Source organism: Achromobacter animicus (genome assembly GCF_040775605.1).
Lineage (GTDB): Bacteria > Pseudomonadota > Gammaproteobacteria > Burkholderiales > Burkholderiaceae_B > Achromobacter > Achromobacter animicus.
This window is the reverse complement of the sequence record NZ_JAYGJK010000001.1, coordinates 5,238,883-5,255,730: the sequence shown is the minus strand read 5'-3', so window position 1 is coordinate 5,255,730 and position 16,848 is coordinate 5,238,883. Positions and strand designations below refer to the sequence as shown.

Annotated in this window: 13 protein-coding genes; 11 read left to right on the top strand and 2 right to left on the bottom strand. The window is 67.8% G+C overall.

What is annotated here, in order from left to right:
* Nucleotides 1-38: 38 nt before the first annotated feature.
* From AB3147_RS24070 to AB3147_RS24030, 9 genes are all read left to right on the top strand, one after another.
* On the top strand, nt 39-1,145 hold the full coding sequence (locus tag AB3147_RS24070) for an MraY family glycosyltransferase (RefSeq protein ID WP_175122509.1): 1,107 nt from the start codon (nt 39-41) through the stop codon (nt 1,143-1,145).
* Nucleotides 1,146-1,238: 93 nt separating this feature from the next.
* Nucleotides 1,239-2,516: a Vi polysaccharide biosynthesis UDP-N-acetylglucosamine C-6 dehydrogenase TviB gene (gene tviB / locus AB3147_RS24065; protein ID WP_175122510.1), complete on the top strand. Its 1,278-nt coding sequence runs from the start codon at nt 1,239-1,241 to the stop codon at nt 2,514-2,516.
* Between the two features lie 12 nt (nt 2,517-2,528).
* Nucleotides 2,529-3,554: an SDR family oxidoreductase gene (locus AB3147_RS24060; RefSeq protein ID WP_175122511.1), complete on the top strand. Its 1,026-nt coding sequence runs from the start codon at nt 2,529-2,531 to the stop codon at nt 3,552-3,554.
* A complete protein-coding gene (gene murJ, locus AB3147_RS24055) occupies nt 3,551-4,900 on the top strand; it encodes a murein biosynthesis integral membrane protein MurJ (RefSeq protein WP_175122512.1) in 1,350 nt (449 codons plus the stop codon). Before AB3147_RS24060 ends, murJ begins: the two co-directional genes overlap by 4 nt.
* Nucleotides 4,901-6,043 (top strand): glycosyltransferase family 4 protein, encoded by a 1,143-nt coding sequence (locus AB3147_RS24050; protein ID WP_175122513.1) that lies wholly within the window; start codon nt 4,901-4,903, stop codon nt 6,041-6,043. It begins immediately after the preceding gene.
* A 44-nt stretch (nt 6,044-6,087) separates the two neighbouring features.
* A complete protein-coding gene (gene asnB / locus AB3147_RS24045) occupies nt 6,088-8,019 on the top strand; it encodes an asparagine synthase (glutamine-hydrolyzing) (RefSeq protein ID WP_367353165.1) in 1,932 nt (643 codons plus the stop codon).
* Between the two features lie 3 nt (nt 8,020-8,022).
* Nucleotides 8,023-9,138: a glycosyltransferase family 4 protein gene (locus AB3147_RS24040; RefSeq protein WP_367353164.1), complete on the top strand. Its 1,116-nt coding sequence runs from the start codon at nt 8,023-8,025 to the stop codon at nt 9,136-9,138.
* Nucleotides 9,135-10,292: a glycosyltransferase family 4 protein gene (locus AB3147_RS24035; RefSeq protein WP_367353163.1), complete on the top strand. Its 1,158-nt coding sequence runs from the start codon at nt 9,135-9,137 to the stop codon at nt 10,290-10,292. The genes AB3147_RS24040 and AB3147_RS24035 overlap by 4 nt, the downstream gene beginning before the upstream one ends.
* Complete coding sequence (locus AB3147_RS24030) at nt 10,289-11,422, top strand: glycosyltransferase family 4 protein (protein ID WP_367353162.1); 1,134 nt, start codon at nt 10,289-10,291, stop codon at nt 11,420-11,422. The genes AB3147_RS24035 and AB3147_RS24030 overlap by 4 nt, the downstream gene beginning before the upstream one ends.
* Here AB3147_RS24030 and pgi read toward each other — a convergent pair.
* Together pgi and AB3147_RS24020 are read right to left on the bottom strand one after the other, a co-directional pair.
* Nucleotides 11,412-12,959, bottom strand: a complete 1,548-nt coding sequence (gene pgi, locus AB3147_RS24025; protein ID WP_367353161.1) for a glucose-6-phosphate isomerase — start codon at nt 12,957-12,959, stop codon at nt 11,412-11,414. The two genes, AB3147_RS24030 and pgi, sit on opposite strands and share 11 nt — an antisense overlap.
* 7 nt (nt 12,960-12,966) lie before the next feature.
* Nucleotides 12,967-14,358 (bottom strand): phosphomannomutase/phosphoglucomutase, encoded by a 1,392-nt coding sequence (locus AB3147_RS24020; protein ID WP_175137792.1) that lies wholly within the window; start codon nt 14,356-14,358, stop codon nt 12,967-12,969.
* Between the two features lie 316 nt (nt 14,359-14,674).
* On the opposite strand from AB3147_RS24020, the gene AB3147_RS24015 reads away from it, so the two are divergent.
* Complete coding sequence (locus AB3147_RS24015) at nt 14,675-15,307, top strand: BPTD_3102 family carboxylase-like protein (protein WP_175122520.1); 633 nt, start codon at nt 14,675-14,677, stop codon at nt 15,305-15,307.
* Nucleotides 15,308-15,428: 121 nt separating this feature from the next.
* Nucleotides 15,429-16,844 carry an FAD-binding oxidoreductase gene (locus tag AB3147_RS24010; RefSeq protein WP_367353160.1) on the top strand — a complete coding sequence of 472 codons (1,416 nt, stop codon included), beginning with the start codon at nt 15,429-15,431 and terminating at the stop codon, nt 16,842-16,844.
* Nucleotides 16,845-16,848 lie beyond the last annotated feature (4 nt).

Below are 16,848 nucleotides of genomic sequence, written 5' to 3'. Positions count from 1 at the left end.
GGCGGGCCTGTCTCGATAGACCAACCAGAGGTGATCCAGTGACCTGGCTGTATATATGCGTGGTCGCGTTCATGGTGGGGGGACTCATCGTGGCGTCCGAGCGCTGGCATGGCGCTTTCACCGGCGATAGCGACCTCAACAAGCCCCAAGCCAATCACTCCCGCGCGACGCCCCGCGTCGGCGGTCTGGCGGTGCTTGCCGGTACGCTGGCTGGCCTGCTGGTCCTCGGACCCAGCAACATGACCCTGACCTGGCTGTGGCCCGCGCTCTTCGTCGCGGCGTTGCCCGTTTTCGTGGCCGGCCTGCTTGAAGACATTACCAAGGACATCGGCGCCAGCAAGCGTTTGCTGGCTGCTTTTCTATCCGCGGCCATCGCGTGGTGGCTGCTGGGCGGCGTCAGCCGCGTCGGCATGGCGCCTGTGGATTACGTGCTGTCGTACTGGCCCGTGTCGCTGCTGTTCACCATGTTCGCGGTGGGTGGCTGTACCCATGCGCTGAATATCGTTGACGGCATGAACGGCCTGGCCGGGATGGTCGCCACGTTGATGGCGGTGTCGATCAGCCTCGTTGCCCTGCAGGTCGGCGATGTGCCGATCTTCCTGGTGGCCGCGGCGCTGGCGTCGGCGACCTTGGGCTTCCTGGTGTGGAACTTCCCGTTCGGACGCGTGTTCCTGGGCGATGGCGGCGCGTACTTCCTGGGATTCATGCTGGCCGAACTGGCCGTGCTGCTGGTCGTGCGCAACCCGTCCGTATCGCCGTTCTACGCCCTGGCGGTCCTGTTCTACCCCGTATTCGAAACCGGTTTCTCGATCTGGCGCCGCCGCTTCAAACGCGGCGTGCCAGTTGACCAGCCCGATGCGCTGCACCTGCACCAGCTCGTGTTCCGCCGGCTGGTCCGGGTGACCTTCAGCCGCGGCCGGCGCCACGCCGTCCCCGCGCTTTGCAATGCGCTGGCGTCCCCGTACATGTGGGTGCTGGCGCTGATCGGGCTGGTGCCGGCCACGATCTGGTGGGACAACGCCTGGGCCCTGAGCGCCAGCCTGGTTGTCTTTGCCAGCGTCTATATCTGGCTGTATGCACGCCTGGTCTCCTGGCGCCGCCCGGGCTGGCTGTTGTTGCCGTCCGTGCTGCGAACCACCGAATAGTTCGAGTGCCCCGGCGATCGCCGCCGGGGGCTCGGTATCCATCACCAGACCATCTTTAAAATGCCGTAAACGTTCTACGGTGAAGGGAGAGTTATGTTGCGAATCCAGGATGTGAAACTCGCTGTCGTCGGCCTTGGCTACGTCGGTCTGCCCCTGGCCGTTGAGTTCGGCAAGAAGCGCCCGGTCATCGGCTTCGACATCAACACGCGCCGTATCGACGCGCTGAAGGCGGGCCACGACCATACGCTGGAAGTCAGCGACGCCGAGCTGGCCGAGGCCAGCCAGTTGAGCTACACAGCCGAACGCGCCGAACTGGGCGAGGCCAACGTGTTCATCGTGACCGTGCCCACCCCCATCGACGAGTACAAGCAGCCGGACCTGACCCCGCTGGTCAAGGCCAGCGAAACGATCGGCGCGGTGCTCAAGCGCGGCGACATCGTCATCTATGAATCCACCGTCTACCCCGGCGCCACCGAAGAAGACTGCGTGCCCGTCCTGGAGCGCGTGTCTGGCCTGAAGTACAACGTCGACTTCTTCGCCGGCTACAGCCCCGAGCGGATCAACCCGGGCGACAAGGAACACCGCGTCAGCACGATCAAGAAGGTCACCTCCGGTTCCACCCCGGAAGTCGCCACCCTGGTCGACCAGCTCTACAAGGAAATCATCACCGCCGGCACGCACAAGGCGTCCAGCATCCGTGTGGCCGAAGCCGCCAAGGTGATCGAAAACACGCAGCGCGACGTGAACATCGCACTGATCAACGAACTGGCCCTGATCTTCAACAAGATGGGCATCGACACCGAAGCCGTGCTGCAGGCCGCCGGCACCAAGTGGAACTTCCTGCCGTTCCGTCCGGGCCTGGTCGGCGGCCACTGCATCGGCGTGGACCCCTACTACCTGACGCACAAGGCGCAATCCATCGGCTACCACCCCGAGATCATCCTGGCGGGCCGCCGCCTGAATGACTCCATGGGCAGCTACGTGGTGTCGCAGCTGGTCAAGTGCATGACCAAGCGCCGCATCCACGTGCAAGGCGCCCGCGTGCTGGTGATGGGCCTGGCGTTCAAGGAAAACTGCCCCGACCTGCGCAATACGCGCATCGTGGACATCGTTCGCGAACTGGGCGACTACAACGTCGACGTGGACATCTACGATCCGTGGGTCGACACCGAAGAAGCCATGCACGAGTACGGCCTGACCCCGGTGGCCAAGCCCGAGGAAGGCAAGTACGACGCCGTGATCCTGGCCGTGGCGCACAACCAGTTCAAGGACATGGGCGCCGAAGGCATCCGCAAGCTCGGCAAGCCGCAACATATTCTGTACGACCTGAAGTACGTGCTGTCGCCCGCTGAATCCGACCTGCGTCTGTAAAAGGATTTCGCCATGACCACACGATTCGAAACTGTCACCCAGGAACTGGCCGCCTCGCCGCGCAAGTGGCTGGTGACCGGCTGCGCCGGCTTCATCGGTTCGAACCTGCTGGAAACCCTGCTCAAGCTCGGCCAGTCCGTCACCGGCCTGGACAACTTCGCCACCGGTCACCAGCGCAACCTGGACGAAGTCCAGGCGTCCGTATCGCCGGAGCAATGGTCGCGCTTCACCTTCATCGAAGGCGACATCCGTGACCTGGACGCGTGCCGTCGCGCGGCCGAAGGCGTGGACTATGTGCTGCACCAGGCCGCGCTGGGTTCGGTGCCGCGCTCGCTCAACGACCCCATCACGACCAACGACGTCAACATCGGCGGTTTCCTGAACATGCTGGTGGCGGCGCGCGACGCCAAGGTGAAGTCGTTCGTCTATGCGGCGTCCAGCTCCACCTACGGCGATCATCCCGCGCTGCCCAAGGTCGAGGAAAACATCGGCAAGCCGTTGTCGCCGTACGCCGTGACCAAGTACGTCAACGAACTGTACGCCGACGTCTTTGCGCGTTCGTATGGCTTCGAGACGGTGGGCCTGCGCTACTTCAACGTGTTCGGCAAGCGGCAGGATCCGGACGGCGCCTACGCCGCCGTGATCCCGAAGTGGACCGCCGCGATGATCCAGGGCAAGGACGTCACCATCAATGGCGACGGCGAGACCAGCCGCGACTTCTGCTTTGTGGAAAACGCGGTGCAGGCCAACATCCTGGGCGCGCTGGCCGCGCCCGAAGCCCGCAACCAGGTCTACAACGTGGCCGTCAGCGGCCGCAGCACGCTGAACCAGCTGTTCAGCTTCCTGGTGCAGGCCCTGGGCAACCAGGGCGTGGACTACGGCAAGCAGCCGGTTTACGGTGACTTCCGCGCGGGCGATGTGCGCCACTCGCAGGCCGACATCGGCAAGGCCAGCCGCCTGCTGGGCTACGCGCCCACGCATACGGTGCTGCAAGGCCTGGAAGTCGCCATGCCCTGGTACACGCAATTCCTGCGTTGAAAGCACTCGTCCGAAAACTCGGCAACATCCACCCGGATCATCAGCGCATCTTCAAGGGCGCGTTCCGGGTGGCGGTGTTTCTGCTGCTGGGTAAGGCCGCCGGCGCCATCAAGGAGATGGCGGTGGCGTACCGCTACGGCGTCAGCGACGCCGTCGACGCCTACCAGTTCACGATGACCATGGGAACTTGGCTGCCGGTCACGATCGTGGGCGTGCTGTCGGTGGTGCTGATCCCGGTGCTGGTGCGCCTGGCGCGCACCGGCGGGGCCGAGAAAGAACTTTTCATCCGCGAGCTTCAAGGCTGGGTCGCCGCCGCCGGCGTCGCCCTCGCTTTGCTGACTTGGTTTGCCTGGCCATATGTGGTGGATCGGCTGGGGCAGGGCCTGTCGGCGCAAGTGCGCGCCATGACGGGCGACCTGCTTATCGCCTTTGCGCCCGTGTCGGCCCTGCTGCTGATCGCGGGCATCAGTGCCGCGCGGCTGCGCGCACAGGAACGTCACGTCAACACGCTGCTGGACAGCGTGCCTGCCGTGGCGACGCTGGCTTGGGTCATGCTGGCCGTCAGTGCCGAGGGCGTCGGACCCCTGCTGTGGGGCACGCTGGTCGGCTACGCGATTCAGACCGTCTGGCTGGCCTGGCTGGCCGCGCGCGCCGACGGCGGTTTCTGGGGCGCGCCGCGCCTGTCGCTGAAGTCGCCGCACTGGCCCGAGCTGATGAGCGCGGCCGGCGTGATGCTGATTGGCCAGGTCGCCATGAGCTTCGTGGGCCCGCTGGACCAATATGCCGCCGCCAATCTGGGCGCCAATGCCAACGCCACGCTGGGCTACGCCAGCCGGCTGTTGTCCTTGCTGCTGGGGATCGGGGCGGTGTCGGTGGGCCGTGCCGCGCTGCCCGTGCTGGCCGACGTGCAGGCGCGCGGCGATACGGCGCGCGCGCGCAGCATGGCGCTCAAGTGGTCGCTGCTGATGGTGGTGGCGGGCGCCGCCGCCGTGGCGCTGGGCTGGGTGCTGGCGCCGTGGGGCGTGTCGGTGCTGTTCCAGCGCGGCGCGTTCACCGCGGAAAACACCGAAGCCGTCGCGCACGTGCTGCGCTGGGGGCTGCTGCAACTGCCGTTCTACTTCGGCGTGCTCATCCTGGTGCAACTGCTGGCCAGCCAGAACCGATATCGCATCATGGCCGCCATTGCGGTCGCCAATTTTGCGCTGAAGGCCGTGCTGAACACCGTGCTTGCGCCCCGCATGGGCGCGGCCGGCATCATGCTGGCCACCAGCCTCATGTATGTGCTGTCCTTCGCGTGCTACCTGGTGGTGGCGATGCGCAAGGCTGAACCCAAGGGGACCGATTGAATGTCCGTTGCCGACTCCGCTCGTCCGGCGCGCGTGTTGCTGTTCATCCATTCCCTGCATGGCGGGGGCGCTGAGCGCGTCGCCGCGGACCTCAGCGCCCATTGGGCCGCCGAAGGCAGCGAGGTCATGGTGGTCACGCAGGCCAGCGCCGACGGCGACGTCTATGCGCTGCATCCCAAGGTCCGGCGCGAAGTCCTGCACACGGCGGGCGAGGGCGGCGGGCTGCGGGGCATCCTCAGCAACCTGCAGCGCGTGCGCGCGCTGCGCCGCGTCGTCAAATCGTTCCGGCCCGACATCGTGCTGGGCATGATGACCACGGCGTCCGTGCTGTCCGTGCTGGCCTGCGCGGGACTGAACTGCCGCGTCATCGCCACGGAACACACCCATCCGCCGTCGCAGACCCTGTCGGGTTTCTGGCAGCGGCTGCGCCGGCTGACCTATCCGCGTGCCGCGCGCGTCGTCGCCTTGACCCGCGGCACCGCCGACTGGCTCGAACAGCATGTGCCGGGCTCGCGGCTCGCGGTCATTCCCAATCCCGTCCACTTTCCGTTGCCGCGCGCCGAGCCCATCCTGACGCCGGCGCCGCAAGACGGCCGCAAGCGTCTGCTGGCGGTCGGCCGGCTGCATGGCGACAAGGGTTTTGATCTGCTGATCCAGGCCTTTGCGCACCTGGCGCCGTCGCATCCCGGCTGGGACTTGGTTATTCTGGGCGAAGGCAGCGAACGCCAGGCGCTCGAAGCGCAGGTGCGCGAGGCCGGCCTGGCATCGCGCGTCTCGATGCCGGGACGCGCCGGCAATGTGGGCGACTGGTACGACAGCGCCGATCTTTATGTACTGACCTCGCGCTTCGAAGGATTGTCCAATACCCTGCTCGAATCCATGGCCAGCGGCCTGGCGGCCGTGTCGTTCGATTGCGATACCGGCCCGCGCGAGATCGTGCGCGAAGGCATCGACGGTGTGCTGGTGCGGCCCAATGGCGACGTGCCGGCGCTGTGCAAGGCGCTGGACGCGGTCATGGCCGATGACAAGGGCCGCGCGCGCATGGCGCGGGCGGCCACCGACGTGCGCGACCGATTCTCGGCCGTGCGCGTGCTGCAGAAATGGCAGGAACTTTTTGACGGCGTGCGGGCGTCGGGCCGCTAGGGCCCCGCGCGCGCCGTTGCCACGGTGAACACGAGAACAACATCATGTGTGGAATAGTCGGAATTTGGGGTCCCCTGGGGAACAAGGCGCAGGTGCTGGCCGATAGCTGCCGCCGCATCCGCCACCGCGGGCCGGACAGCAATGGTTTCTGGGAAGACGCCGACGCGGGAATCGCGCTGGCGCACGTGCGCCTGGCGATCCTGGACCTGACCGAAGCGGGCCATCAGCCGATGACGTCCGCCTGCGGCCGCTACGTCATGGTGTTCAACGGCGAGGTCTACAACCACCTGGACATCCGCAAGCAGCTCGAGGAATCGGCGCTGGCGCCGGCGTGGCGCGGGCATTCGGACACCGAGACGCTCCTCGCCGGCTTTACCGCGCTGGGCATCGAGGCCACGCTGCAAGCCTCGGTCGGCATGTTTGCCATCGCGTTGTGGGACAAGGCCTCGCGCAAGCTCGTGCTGGCGCGCGACCGCATGGGCGAGAAGCCGCTGTACTACGGCTATTCCAATTCGGAGCTGGTGTTTGCGTCGGAACTCAAGGGCCTGATGCCGATTCCGGGCTTTGGGCGCAACCTGAACCGCAACGCGCTGGCGTCGTTCATGCGGCACAACTACATTCCCGCGCCGCAATCCATCTACGAAGGCATCGCCAAGCTGCCGCCCGGCACGTGGATCGAATTCTCGGCCGACGACGCGCGCAACCGCCGCATGCCGGAGCCGCGGGTGTACTGGTCCGCGCGCGAGGCCGCGCATGCGGCGTCGAACGCCCGGCTCTCGTTCGACTCTGATGCGCAAGCCACCGATGCGCTGGAAAAGGTGCTGTCCAAAGCCGTGGGCGGCCAGATGCTGTCCGACGTCAGCCTGGGCGCGTTCCTGTCCGGCGGCATCGATTCGTCGACCATCGTGGCGCTGATGCAGGCGCAAAGCTCGCAGCCGGTGCGTACGTTTGCCATCGGTTTTCACGAGAAGGGCTACGACGAGGCGCAGCACGCCAAGGCCGTGGCCACGCACCTGGGCACCGATCACACCGAACTCTACGTCACCGCGGACGACGCGCTGGCGGTCGTGCCCACGCTGGCCGACATGTACGACGAACCTTTTGCCGACTCGTCGCAGATCCCCACGTCGCTGGTCACGCGCATGGCGCGCCAGCACGTGACGGTGGCCTTGTCGGGCGACGGCGGCGACGAACTGTTCGGCGGCTATTCGCGCTACTTCCGCGTGGACAACTGGTGGCGCCAGTTCGAGCGCGTGCCCGGGCTGCTGCGCAAGCCGGCCGGCGCGATGCTCAGCGCGTCCACCCATCTGCCCGGCCGCGGCGCATGGCGCGGCAAGGTCGGCAAGCTGGGCGAACTGCTGCGCGCCGACACGCGCGGCGAGTTCTACCGCGGGTTCGTGTCGTACTGGTCGGACCCGGCCAGCGTCGTGAAGGGCGGCGTCGAACCCCAGTCGGTGTTCGAAAGCGCCATGCAGGGATCGTTCTTCGAGTCGATGATGAAGCTCGACACGGTGACCTACCTGCCCGACGACATCCTGGTCAAGGTAGACCGCGCCGCAATGGCCGTCAGCCTGGAAACCCGCGTGCCGCTGATCGACCACCGTGTCTATGAATTCGCCTGGAGCCTGCCGCACCAGTACAAGGTGCGCGGCAACACGGGCAAGTGGCTGCTGCGGCAGGTGCTGCATCGCCACGTGCCGCAGGCGCTGGTCGACCGCCCCAAGCGCGGCTTCGCCGTGCCGCTGGCCGCGTGGCTGCGCGGTCCGTTGCGCGAATGGGCCGATGCGCTGCTGGATCCGGCACGCCTGCGTCAGGAGGGCTGGTTCGAACCCGAACCCATCCTGCGCAAATGGCGTGAGCACACGTCGGGGCATCGCAATTGGGACAGCCATCTGTGGGGCGTGCTGATGATGCAGGCCTGGCTGGATCGCTACCGCGCGGGAATGGACCAAGGGGGACCGATTGAGGACCGTTGACGAATGAAAATACTGATGCTGGTCAGCTCCATGCACGCCGGCGGCGCGGAACGCGTCGCGGCGACCCTGGTCAACGCATGGTCAGAGCGCGGCGACACCGTCATCCTGACGCCCACCTACTCATCCAAGGGCACCTGCTTTTATCCGCTGTCGGACAAGGTCCAGCTGTCGTGGCTGGCCGATCTGGCCGGCACCCGGGTGTCGGGCGGGATGGCGGCCTTCAAGCGGCTGCTGGCCCTGCGCAAGCACATTCGCGATTCGCGGCCCGACGTGGTGGTGTCCTTCCTGACCAACGTCAACGTGGCCGCCATTCTGGCGACGCGCGGCCTGAACGTGCCGCTCATCGTCTGCGAGCGCACCAATCCGGTCGCTGAAACCACTACCGGAACCGTCTGGCGCAAGCTGCGCCGCGTGCTGTACCCGCGCGCCGACATGGTGACGGTGCAGGCGGAAGACACCGCCGGTCCGTTTGCGCGCCAGGTGCCCGGCATCCGGCGCCTGGCCGTCATCCCGAATCCGCTGCCCGCGCCGCTGCTGGATGCGCCGCTGGTGCAGCAGCGTCACGAGGCCGGCCCGCGCGAGCTGATCGCGATGGGGCGGCTGGTGCCCGACAAGCAGTTCAACCTTCTGATCGACATCTTTGCGCAGCTTGCCCCGGAATTTCCCGACTGGAACCTGCGCATCTGGGGCGAAGGCCCCGAGCGCGAGGCGCTGCAGCAGCAGGTGGCGCGTCTGCGCCTGCAGTCGCGCGTCAGTTTGCCGGGGCGCACCGAAGCGCCGTGGGAAGAACTGGCGCGCGGCCAGGCCTTTGTGCTCAGTTCGCTGGTCGAGGGCTTTCCCAATGTGTTGCTGGAAGCGATGTCGCTGGGCTTGCCCTGCGTGGCGTTCGATTGCCCCAGCGGTCCGCGCGAGATGACGCGAGACGGCCAGGATGCGCTGCTGGTGCCGGCGGGCGACCGGGTCGCGATGACCGATGCCCTGCATCGTTTGATGGGCGACGTGTCGCTGCGCGAGCAGTTGGGTGCGCGCGGCGCCGCGGCCGTGCGCCAGCGTTATGCGCTGTCCAGCGTGCTGACCGAATGGGATGAACTGTTCGAAGCGGTGCGGGAGGGGCGATGAGCACCCGGCCGCTGCGCATCCTGCATGTCATCACGGGGCTGGGCCAGGGCGGCGCCGAATCGGTGCTGACGCGCTTGGCGACCTGGCCGGACGCGGACGTCGAGCACACGGTTGTGTCGCTGACCGATGAAGGTTTGTATGGCGAGCGCCTGCGTGCCGCGGGCGTTGCGGTGCATGCCCTGGGCATGAAGCGCGGCCGCGTCAGCCTGGGCGGCTTCCTGGCGCTGCGCCGCTTGATCGCCACGAACCGTCCCGATGCCGTTCAAACCTGGATGTATCACGCCGACCTGATTGGCGGCCTGGCCGCCCGCCTGGCAGGCGTTCGCGCCATTGCGTGGGGCATCCGCAATTCCGGCGCGCACCTTGAGCGCAGCAGCCGGTCGGCGCGGCTGGTGCTGCGCGCGTGCGCGATGCTGTCGGGCAGCGTGCCGCGCGCGATCGTCTGCGCGGCGCAGAACGCGGCCGAGCGCCACGCCGAAAAAGGCTACCGCCGCGACCGCATGGTCGTGATCGCCAACGGCTATGACCTGTCGCGCTACGCGCCGGACCCGCAGGCGCGCTCGCGCGTTCGCGCCGCATGGGGACTGTCCGAAGACGCTCCCGTGATCGGCTGCGTGGCGCGCTGGGATCCGCTCAAGGACCATGCCAACCTGCTGCGCGCCGTGGCCGCGCTGGTGCGCGATGGACGCGACGCGGGGTTGCGCTGCGTGCTGATCGGCCGCGACATGACCGACGGTAACGCCCAGCTGGGCGCCTTGCTCGACAAGCTGAACCTGCGCGACCGCGTGGTGCTCAACGGTCCCAGCGACGACGTGCCCGCCGTCATGAACGGCCTGGATGTGCACGTGCTGTCGAGCTGCGCCGAAGGCTTTCCGAACGTGGTGGCCGAAGCCATGGCGTGCGGCGTGTATTGCGTGGTGACCGACGTGGGCGATGCCGCCTACATCGTCGGCGACGCCGGCGTGGTGGTGCCGCCCGAGCAGGCCGAGGCCCTCGCCCGCGGCATCGAATCCGCGCTGGGCGATGTGGCCGCGCGCGGCCGCGAGCGCGCGGGCGAGGCTGGGCGCGCGCGCGTCCTGGAACACTTTGATCTTGCACGCATGGTGCAAAGCTACATCGCCGTCTGGCGCCGTATTTCTGGAGTCCAAGCATGAGCGCCGGACGCTGCCTGCTGTTTGTCGTCAACAATCCGGCGTTCTTCATGTCGCACCGCGTGCCGGTCGCCCTGGCCGCGCAGAAGGCAGGCTACGACGTCCACGTCGCGACGATGGACGGTCCGGCGGTGGCTGACATCCAGGCGCTGGGCATGACCCATCACGCGATTCCCATGACGCGCAGCGGCAAGCATCCGCTGCAGGAATTGGGCACGCTGCTGGCCCTGGTGCGCCTGTTCCGCCGGCTGCGTCCCGATGTGGTGCATCTGGTCACCATCAAGCCCGTGCTGTACGGCGGCATCGCCGCGCGGATTGCGCGGGTGCCCGGCATGGTGGCGGCGATCTCCGGATTGGGATTCGTGTTCCTGTCGAACTCGCTGAAGATGCGGCTGGTGCGCGCCGTGGTGGCGCGCCTGTACCGCGTCGCGCTGGGCCATCCGAACAGCCGCGTGATCTTCCAGAACGCCAACGACCGTGACCTGCTCAAGTCGCTGGGCGCCGTGCGCGAGGACCAGGTGGTCATCATCCGCGGCGCGGGCGTGGACCTCGACGCCTATCGGCCCACCCCGGAGCCGCCCGCGCCGCCCGTCGTCGTCACGATGGTGGCGCGCCTGCTGCGCGACAAGGGCGTGCAGGAGTTCGTGCAGGCGGCCAAACTGCTGCGTGAACGCGGCGTGCCGGTGACGATGCAACTGGTGGGCGGCCTGGACGCAGGCAATCCGACATCCGCCACGCAGGCCGACGTCGATGCCTGGCAGCAGGACGGCTGCGTGCAGGCGCTGGGCGAGCGTTCGGATGTGGCGGCGCTGTACGCGGCCGCGCACATCGCGGTGCTGCCGTCCTACCGCGAAGGCCTGCCGAAGTCATTGATCGAGGCCGCGGCCTGCGGCCGGGCGGTCGTGACGACCGACGTGCCGGGCTGCCGCGATGCCATCGACCCCAACGTGACCGGCCTCCTGGTGCCGGTGCGCGACGCGGCGGCGCTGGCTGACGCCATTGCGCGCCTTGCGCAAGACGCGGCGTTGCGTCAGGCGATGGGCACGGCGGGCAGGGCCCTGGCGGAGCGCGAGTTCGACATCAACCAGGTCGCTCGCATCCACGTCGCGCTGTACGACGCGCTCAGCGCCTGATTGCGTCGATCCAGAACCGCGTGGACGGATCCTGCTGGCTGGGTTGAGGCGCGTCCAGCTCGCGCATGATGTTCTTGGCCAATACCTTGCCGAACTCCACGCCCCACTGATCGAACGGGTTGATGCCCCAGATCACGCCCTGCGTGAACACCTTGTGCTCGTACAGCGCCAGCAGCGCGCCAAGCGTGAAGGCTTCGAGGCGCGGCAGCACGATCAGCGACGACGGCCGGCCGCCCGGATGCACGCGGTGCTGCGCCAGCAGGCGCGCACGCGCCGGGTCGCGTTCCGTGGCGGAGGTTTCCGCCAGGGCTTCTTCAAAGGTCTTGCCGCGCAGGAGCGCCGAGCGCTGCGCCAGGCAATTGGCGACCAGCAGCTCGTGGTGCCGGGCATAGGCATGGTCAGGCTGCTCGCACAGGATGAAATCCACGGGCGCGCCCGTCGTGTCCTGATGCAGCCATTGGAAGAACGTGTGCTGGCAATCGGTGCCCGACATGCCCCACACCGCGGGGCCGGTCGCCACGCCAGCGGGGCTGCCGTCGGCGGTCGCGACCTTGCCCAGCGATTCCATTTCAAGCTGCTGGGCCCACGGCACGATGTGATACAGCCGCGAATCGTATGGGGTGATGACCAGCGAGTCGTAGCCCAGCACGCTGCGGTTGGCCACGCCGGCCAGCGCCATCTGCACGGGGGCGTTCTCGGCCAGCGGCGCGGTGCGGAAATGGTCGTCCATGGCCGCGGCGCCCGCCAGCAGCTGGTCGAAGGTGTCGTTGCCGAGCGCCAGCGCGACCGGCAGGCCGATGGCGGACCACAGCGAATAACGACCGCCCACCCAGTCCCAGATCTGGAAGATGTGATCGGGCAGGATGCCCAGGTTGAGTGCCGCCTCGACGTTGCAGGTGATCGCGACGACCTGCTTGATGGGGTCGGCGACGCCGGCGTCGCGCAGCCAGTTCATCGCCACTTCGGCGTTGGCCAGCGGCTCGGTCGTGGTGAACGATTTGGACGCGACGATGACCAGCGTGTTGTGCGGATCCAGGCGGCTCATCGCATCGGCGACCGAGTGCGAATCCACGTTGGAGGCGAAGCGCACTTCGCGCCGCACGCCCTCGTGGCGCAGGGCACGGGTGACCAGGCGCGGCCCCCAGTCGCTGCCGCCAATCCCCAGATGCAGCACGCCGCTGTATCGGCCCGCCGCGTCGGCCGCCCGCACGAATTCGCGCATGCGTTCGCGCTCGGCCAGCACCGCCTTGGCCACCATGGCGGGCGGTTCGGCCGCGCGCAGGGCGGTGTGCCAGGCGGCGCGTCCTTCCGTCCAGTTGGCCTGGCCGCCGTCAAACAGCCGCGCGCGGCTGGCCTCGAAGTCCTGCTGCACCAGCAGCGCCTGCGAGGCCGCCAGCAGGTCGGGCGACTGCGCCTGGGCGCTCAGATCCAGGCGCAGCCCGGGCGCATTGATGAGGCGCAGCGTCTGGCCGTCCCGGGATGCCGTACGTGTTGCGGTGATGAACTGCTGCCACGCGGGGCTGTTGGCTAACGACATGAGCGGATCAGAAGGGCAGTGTGGCGTTCGGCGCCAGCTTGCCGAGTTCGCGGCGGAAGTCGGCCTGGATGCGCGCGAGCGCCGCTTCGCTTTGCGCCTCGAAACGCAGCACGACGACCGGCGTGGTGTTCGACGGCCGCGCCAGGCCAAAGCCATCGGCGTATTCGGCGCGCACGCCGTCGATCGTGATCACGCGCTTGGCGTCGGGGAACTGGCCTTGGTCCTGCAACGCCTTGACCAGCGTGAACGGCTGGCCTTCTTCCATTTCGAGCTTCAGTTCCGGCGTGGAAACGTCCTGCGGCAGGGCTTCCAGCGGCTCGCAGGCGTCGGCAAAGCGCGACACGATCTCCAACAGGCGTGCGCCCGTGTAGAGGCCATCGTCAAAGCCGTACCAGCGTTCCTTGAAGAAGATGTGCCCGCTCATTTCGCCGGCCAGCGGCGCGCCGGTTTCGGCCAGCTTGGCCTTGACCAGCGAGTGGCCCGTCTTCCACATCAGCGCGTTGCCGCCGGCCGCTTCGACCGACAGGCCGACGTGGCGGCTGCACTTGACGTCATAGATGATGGTGGCGCCGGGATTGCGCTCGAGCACGTCGCGCGCAAAGAGGACGAGCTGGCGGTCGGGCCAGATGATCTGGCCGGATTTGGTGACCACGCCCAGGCGGTCGCCGTCGCCGTCAAAGGCCAGGCCAAGTTCGCAATCGGTCTCGGCCACGTGCTTGATGAGGTCCTGCAGGTTTTTGGGTTCGGCCGGGTCGGGATGGTGGTTGGGGAAGTTGCCATCCACCTCGCAGAACAGTTCGTCGACCTCGCAGCCCAGCGCGCGGAACAGCTGCGGCGCGACGGCGCCGGCCACGCCGTTGCCGCAATCGATGGCGATCTTCATGGGACGCGCCAGCTTGACGCCGGAGGCCACGCGGGCAATGTAGGTCTGCGCCAGGTCGAGCTGGCGGCGCGTGCCGGCCTCGGCCGCGGGCGCCGGGGCATCGCCATTCATGGCCTGCGCCAGTTGCTGGACGTCGTCGCCGTACAGCGCGCGGCCGCCCATCATCATCTTGAAGCCGTTGTACTTGGGCGGGTTGTGGCTGCCGGTGATGGCAACGCCGGACCCGGTCTGCATGATGTTGGCCGCGAAGTACACGAGCGGGGTGGGAACCATGCCGACGTCCAGCGTATCCACGCCGCCTTCGAGCATGCCTTCCTGCAACGCGAGGGACAGCATCTCGCTGCTGAGGCGGCCATCGCGGCCAACCACGAGCGTCTGCACGCCTTGTTCGCGGGCGCGGGCGGCGAGCGCCACGCCGAGAGACCGGGCGAAGGCCGCGTCGATCAGGTCCGGCACCGTGCCGCGAATGTCATATGCCTTGAAAACAGAGGCCGGAAATTGTGTATTGTTGCCCACGACGGTTCCTTGTTGAGGGGGACAGCGCGGCGGCTGCCGGGTAATGGTAAACCCGCACATCCAAACCGCTATGGCAAGGGCCAAAGCTGGATTATCCCCCATCGGCGCGGGGGGCTTCATCCTTCGGGCGGAGTAGGGCATTTACCCGGTGCCGGCCTGCCCCGCCATGGTGCGGCGCATGGGGCGGCGCCGCCTGTTTCCGGTGCACGTCCGCAGGCAAAAAAGCCGCTTGCCGGGCGGGCGCGCATGGCACAAAAGTTGCTCGTCATCCGAAGGTGATACGCTTGCCGGGCAAGCAGAAAGACCAGGAGGGGCCATGGGCGCCAAAGTATCCACAGTCATGTCATCGGGCGGTGCCACAAGCAGGCGGGGACCACCCACGGACTTTGCCGGTCCGGCGGCCGGCCGCGAACGCAGGCTTGATATCCACGTCTTTGCCGCGGCAACGGGCGATCTGGCCGCTGGCCGCGCCTGGGAGCGCAGCGTCTGGCGCGATGCGCGCGTCCTCATCGCCGAATGCCCGGCGCCGCATCTGGCGGCATCGATCGAAAGCGCGCTGCGCACGGTTGCCGCCAGCGTGGCACGCGACCGCGGCTGGCAGGCCGCAGGCACCGTGTCCTTCTCGCTCGACGACCGCAGCGGGGTCTTCCGCGTCATCGACGCGCAGGCGCGGGCCCGCACGCCGGACATGCCGGTTGCCGAACACGATCCCATCGCGCCGCACGTGCTGGAAGTGCGCATCGACGGTTGCGGCGATCGCCGCCTGCCGTGCACCCACCTCATGGTCTGCGGCGCCACACGTGGCGAAGTCCTGCGCCGCGCCTACCGCGCCTTGTCCGAATTGCCCGGCCCCGCCGGCGTGGACCGCGCCTTCCTGATGGAGCGCATCGCCTCCCGCGCCTTCTGCTCGGGCATGACGGGCACCCGGCTGGACCAGGCGGTCGGCTGACAGGTCCAACAGACACCCGCAGGGGGCTTCGACGGGCGCCGCCCAGCCCCTACAATAGTCCGCACATCCGATGAACAGCGCCCGGCCCTTGGCGGCCGGGCCGACTCTCTGTGCGGCACCCATGACACTGCTGAGCGATCTCCAGGCCCTCTTGGGCGATTCCCACGTGCTGACCGGCGCGGACGCGGATTCCTATGTGCTGGATTGGCGCCGCCGCTATCGCGGCGCGGCCCGGGCGGTGATCCGCCCCGGTTCCACGGCGGACGTGGCCGCCGCGATCAAGCTGTGCGCGCAGCACGGCGTGCCCGTCGTGCCGCAAGGCGGCAATACCGGCCTGTGCGGCGGCGCCACGCCGGACGACACCGGCACCGCGGTCGTCCTGTCCACGGCGCGGCTCACCGCGGTGCGCGCACTGGATACCGACAACGACACCATCACGGTCGAGGCCGGCTGCATCCTGCAGGCCGTGCAGGAGGCCGCAGCGGCAGCCAACCGGCTGTTCCCGCTGAGCCTGGCGGCCGAAGGCAGCTGCACCATCGGCGGCAACCTGGCCACCAACGCCGGCGGCACGCAGGTGCTGCGCTATGGCAATACGCGCGACCTGACGCTGGGCCTGGAGGTCGTGACCGCCGAAGGCGAGATCTGGGACGGCCTGCGCGGCCTGCGCAAGGACAACACCGGCTACGACCTGCGCGACCTGTACATCGGCAGCGAAGGCACCCTGGGCATCATCACGGCCGCCACCCTCAAGCTGTACCCGCGTCCCGTGGCGTCCTGCACGGCGCTACTCACGCTGGACAGCATCGACAATGCCGTCGAGGTCCTGTCGCGCGCCCGTTCCGGATTCGGCGCCTCGCTGACCGGGTTCGAACTCATGAGCGGCGCCTGCCTGCAAGGCGTGGTGCGGCTGTTTCCGCAGCAGCGCCTGCCGTTTGAAGGCGAGTCGGCGGCTTCGCCGTGGTTCGCGCTGCTGGAACTGTCCGACAGCGAAAGCGAAACGCACGCCCGCGAGCGCTTCGAAGCCGTGCTGGGCGACGCCATCGAAGCGGGCCTGGTGAATGACGCAGCCATCGCCGCCAATGTGTCGCAAAGCAAGGCGCTGTGGCACCTGCGTGAAAGCATTCCGCTGGCCGAGGCCGAGCTGGGCAAGTCGGTCAAGCACGATGTCTCGATCCCCATCTCATCGATCGCCGGATTCGTGCACAAGACCAACGCCTTGCTGCAGGCGCGCTTTCCGGGCGTGCGCCACGTGATCTTCGGCCACCTGGGCGACGGCAACCTGCACTACAACGTGGCCCATGCGCCCGGACAGACCGAAGCCGAGCTGCTGGCGCTGCAAGGCGAGATCTATGGCGTCGTGCATGACAGCGTCCATGCGCACAAGGGATCCATCAGCGCCGAGCACGGCGTGGGTCAGCTCAAACGCGACGAACTGCCGCGCTACAAGAACCCCGTCGAACTGGCGCTGATGCGCCGGATCAAGCGGGCGCTGGATCCCCAGGGTCTCATGAACCCCGGCAAGGTGCTGCAGGCATAACGCG

Coding starts and splice junctions, on each gene's coding strand:
- AB3147_RS24040 (WP_367353164.1), top strand. CDS start 8,023: ATGAAAATACTGATGCTGGTCAGCTCCATGCACGCCGGCGGCGCGGAA.
- AB3147_RS24030 (WP_367353162.1), top strand. CDS start 10,289: ATGAGCGCCGGACGCTGCCTGCTGTTTGTCGTCAACAATCCGGCGTTC.
- AB3147_RS24010 (WP_367353160.1), top strand. CDS start 15,429: ATGACACTGCTGAGCGATCTCCAGGCCCTCTTGGGCGATTCCCACGTG.
- asnB (WP_367353165.1), top strand. CDS start 6,088: ATGTGTGGAATAGTCGGAATTTGGGGTCCCCTGGGGAACAAGGCGCAG.
- tviB (WP_175122510.1), top strand. CDS start 1,239: ATGTTGCGAATCCAGGATGTGAAACTCGCTGTCGTCGGCCTTGGCTAC.
- AB3147_RS24060 (WP_175122511.1), top strand. CDS start 2,529: ATGACCACACGATTCGAAACTGTCACCCAGGAACTGGCCGCCTCGCCG.
- AB3147_RS24050 (WP_175122513.1), top strand. CDS start 4,901: ATGTCCGTTGCCGACTCCGCTCGTCCGGCGCGCGTGTTGCTGTTCATC.
- AB3147_RS24035 (WP_367353163.1), top strand. CDS start 9,135: ATGAGCACCCGGCCGCTGCGCATCCTGCATGTCATCACGGGGCTGGGC.
- pgi (WP_367353161.1), bottom strand. CDS start 12,959: ATGTCGTTAGCCAACAGCCCCGCGTGGCAGCAGTTCATCACCGCAACA.
- AB3147_RS24015 (WP_175122520.1), top strand. CDS start 14,675: ATGGGCGCCAAAGTATCCACAGTCATGTCATCGGGCGGTGCCACAAGC.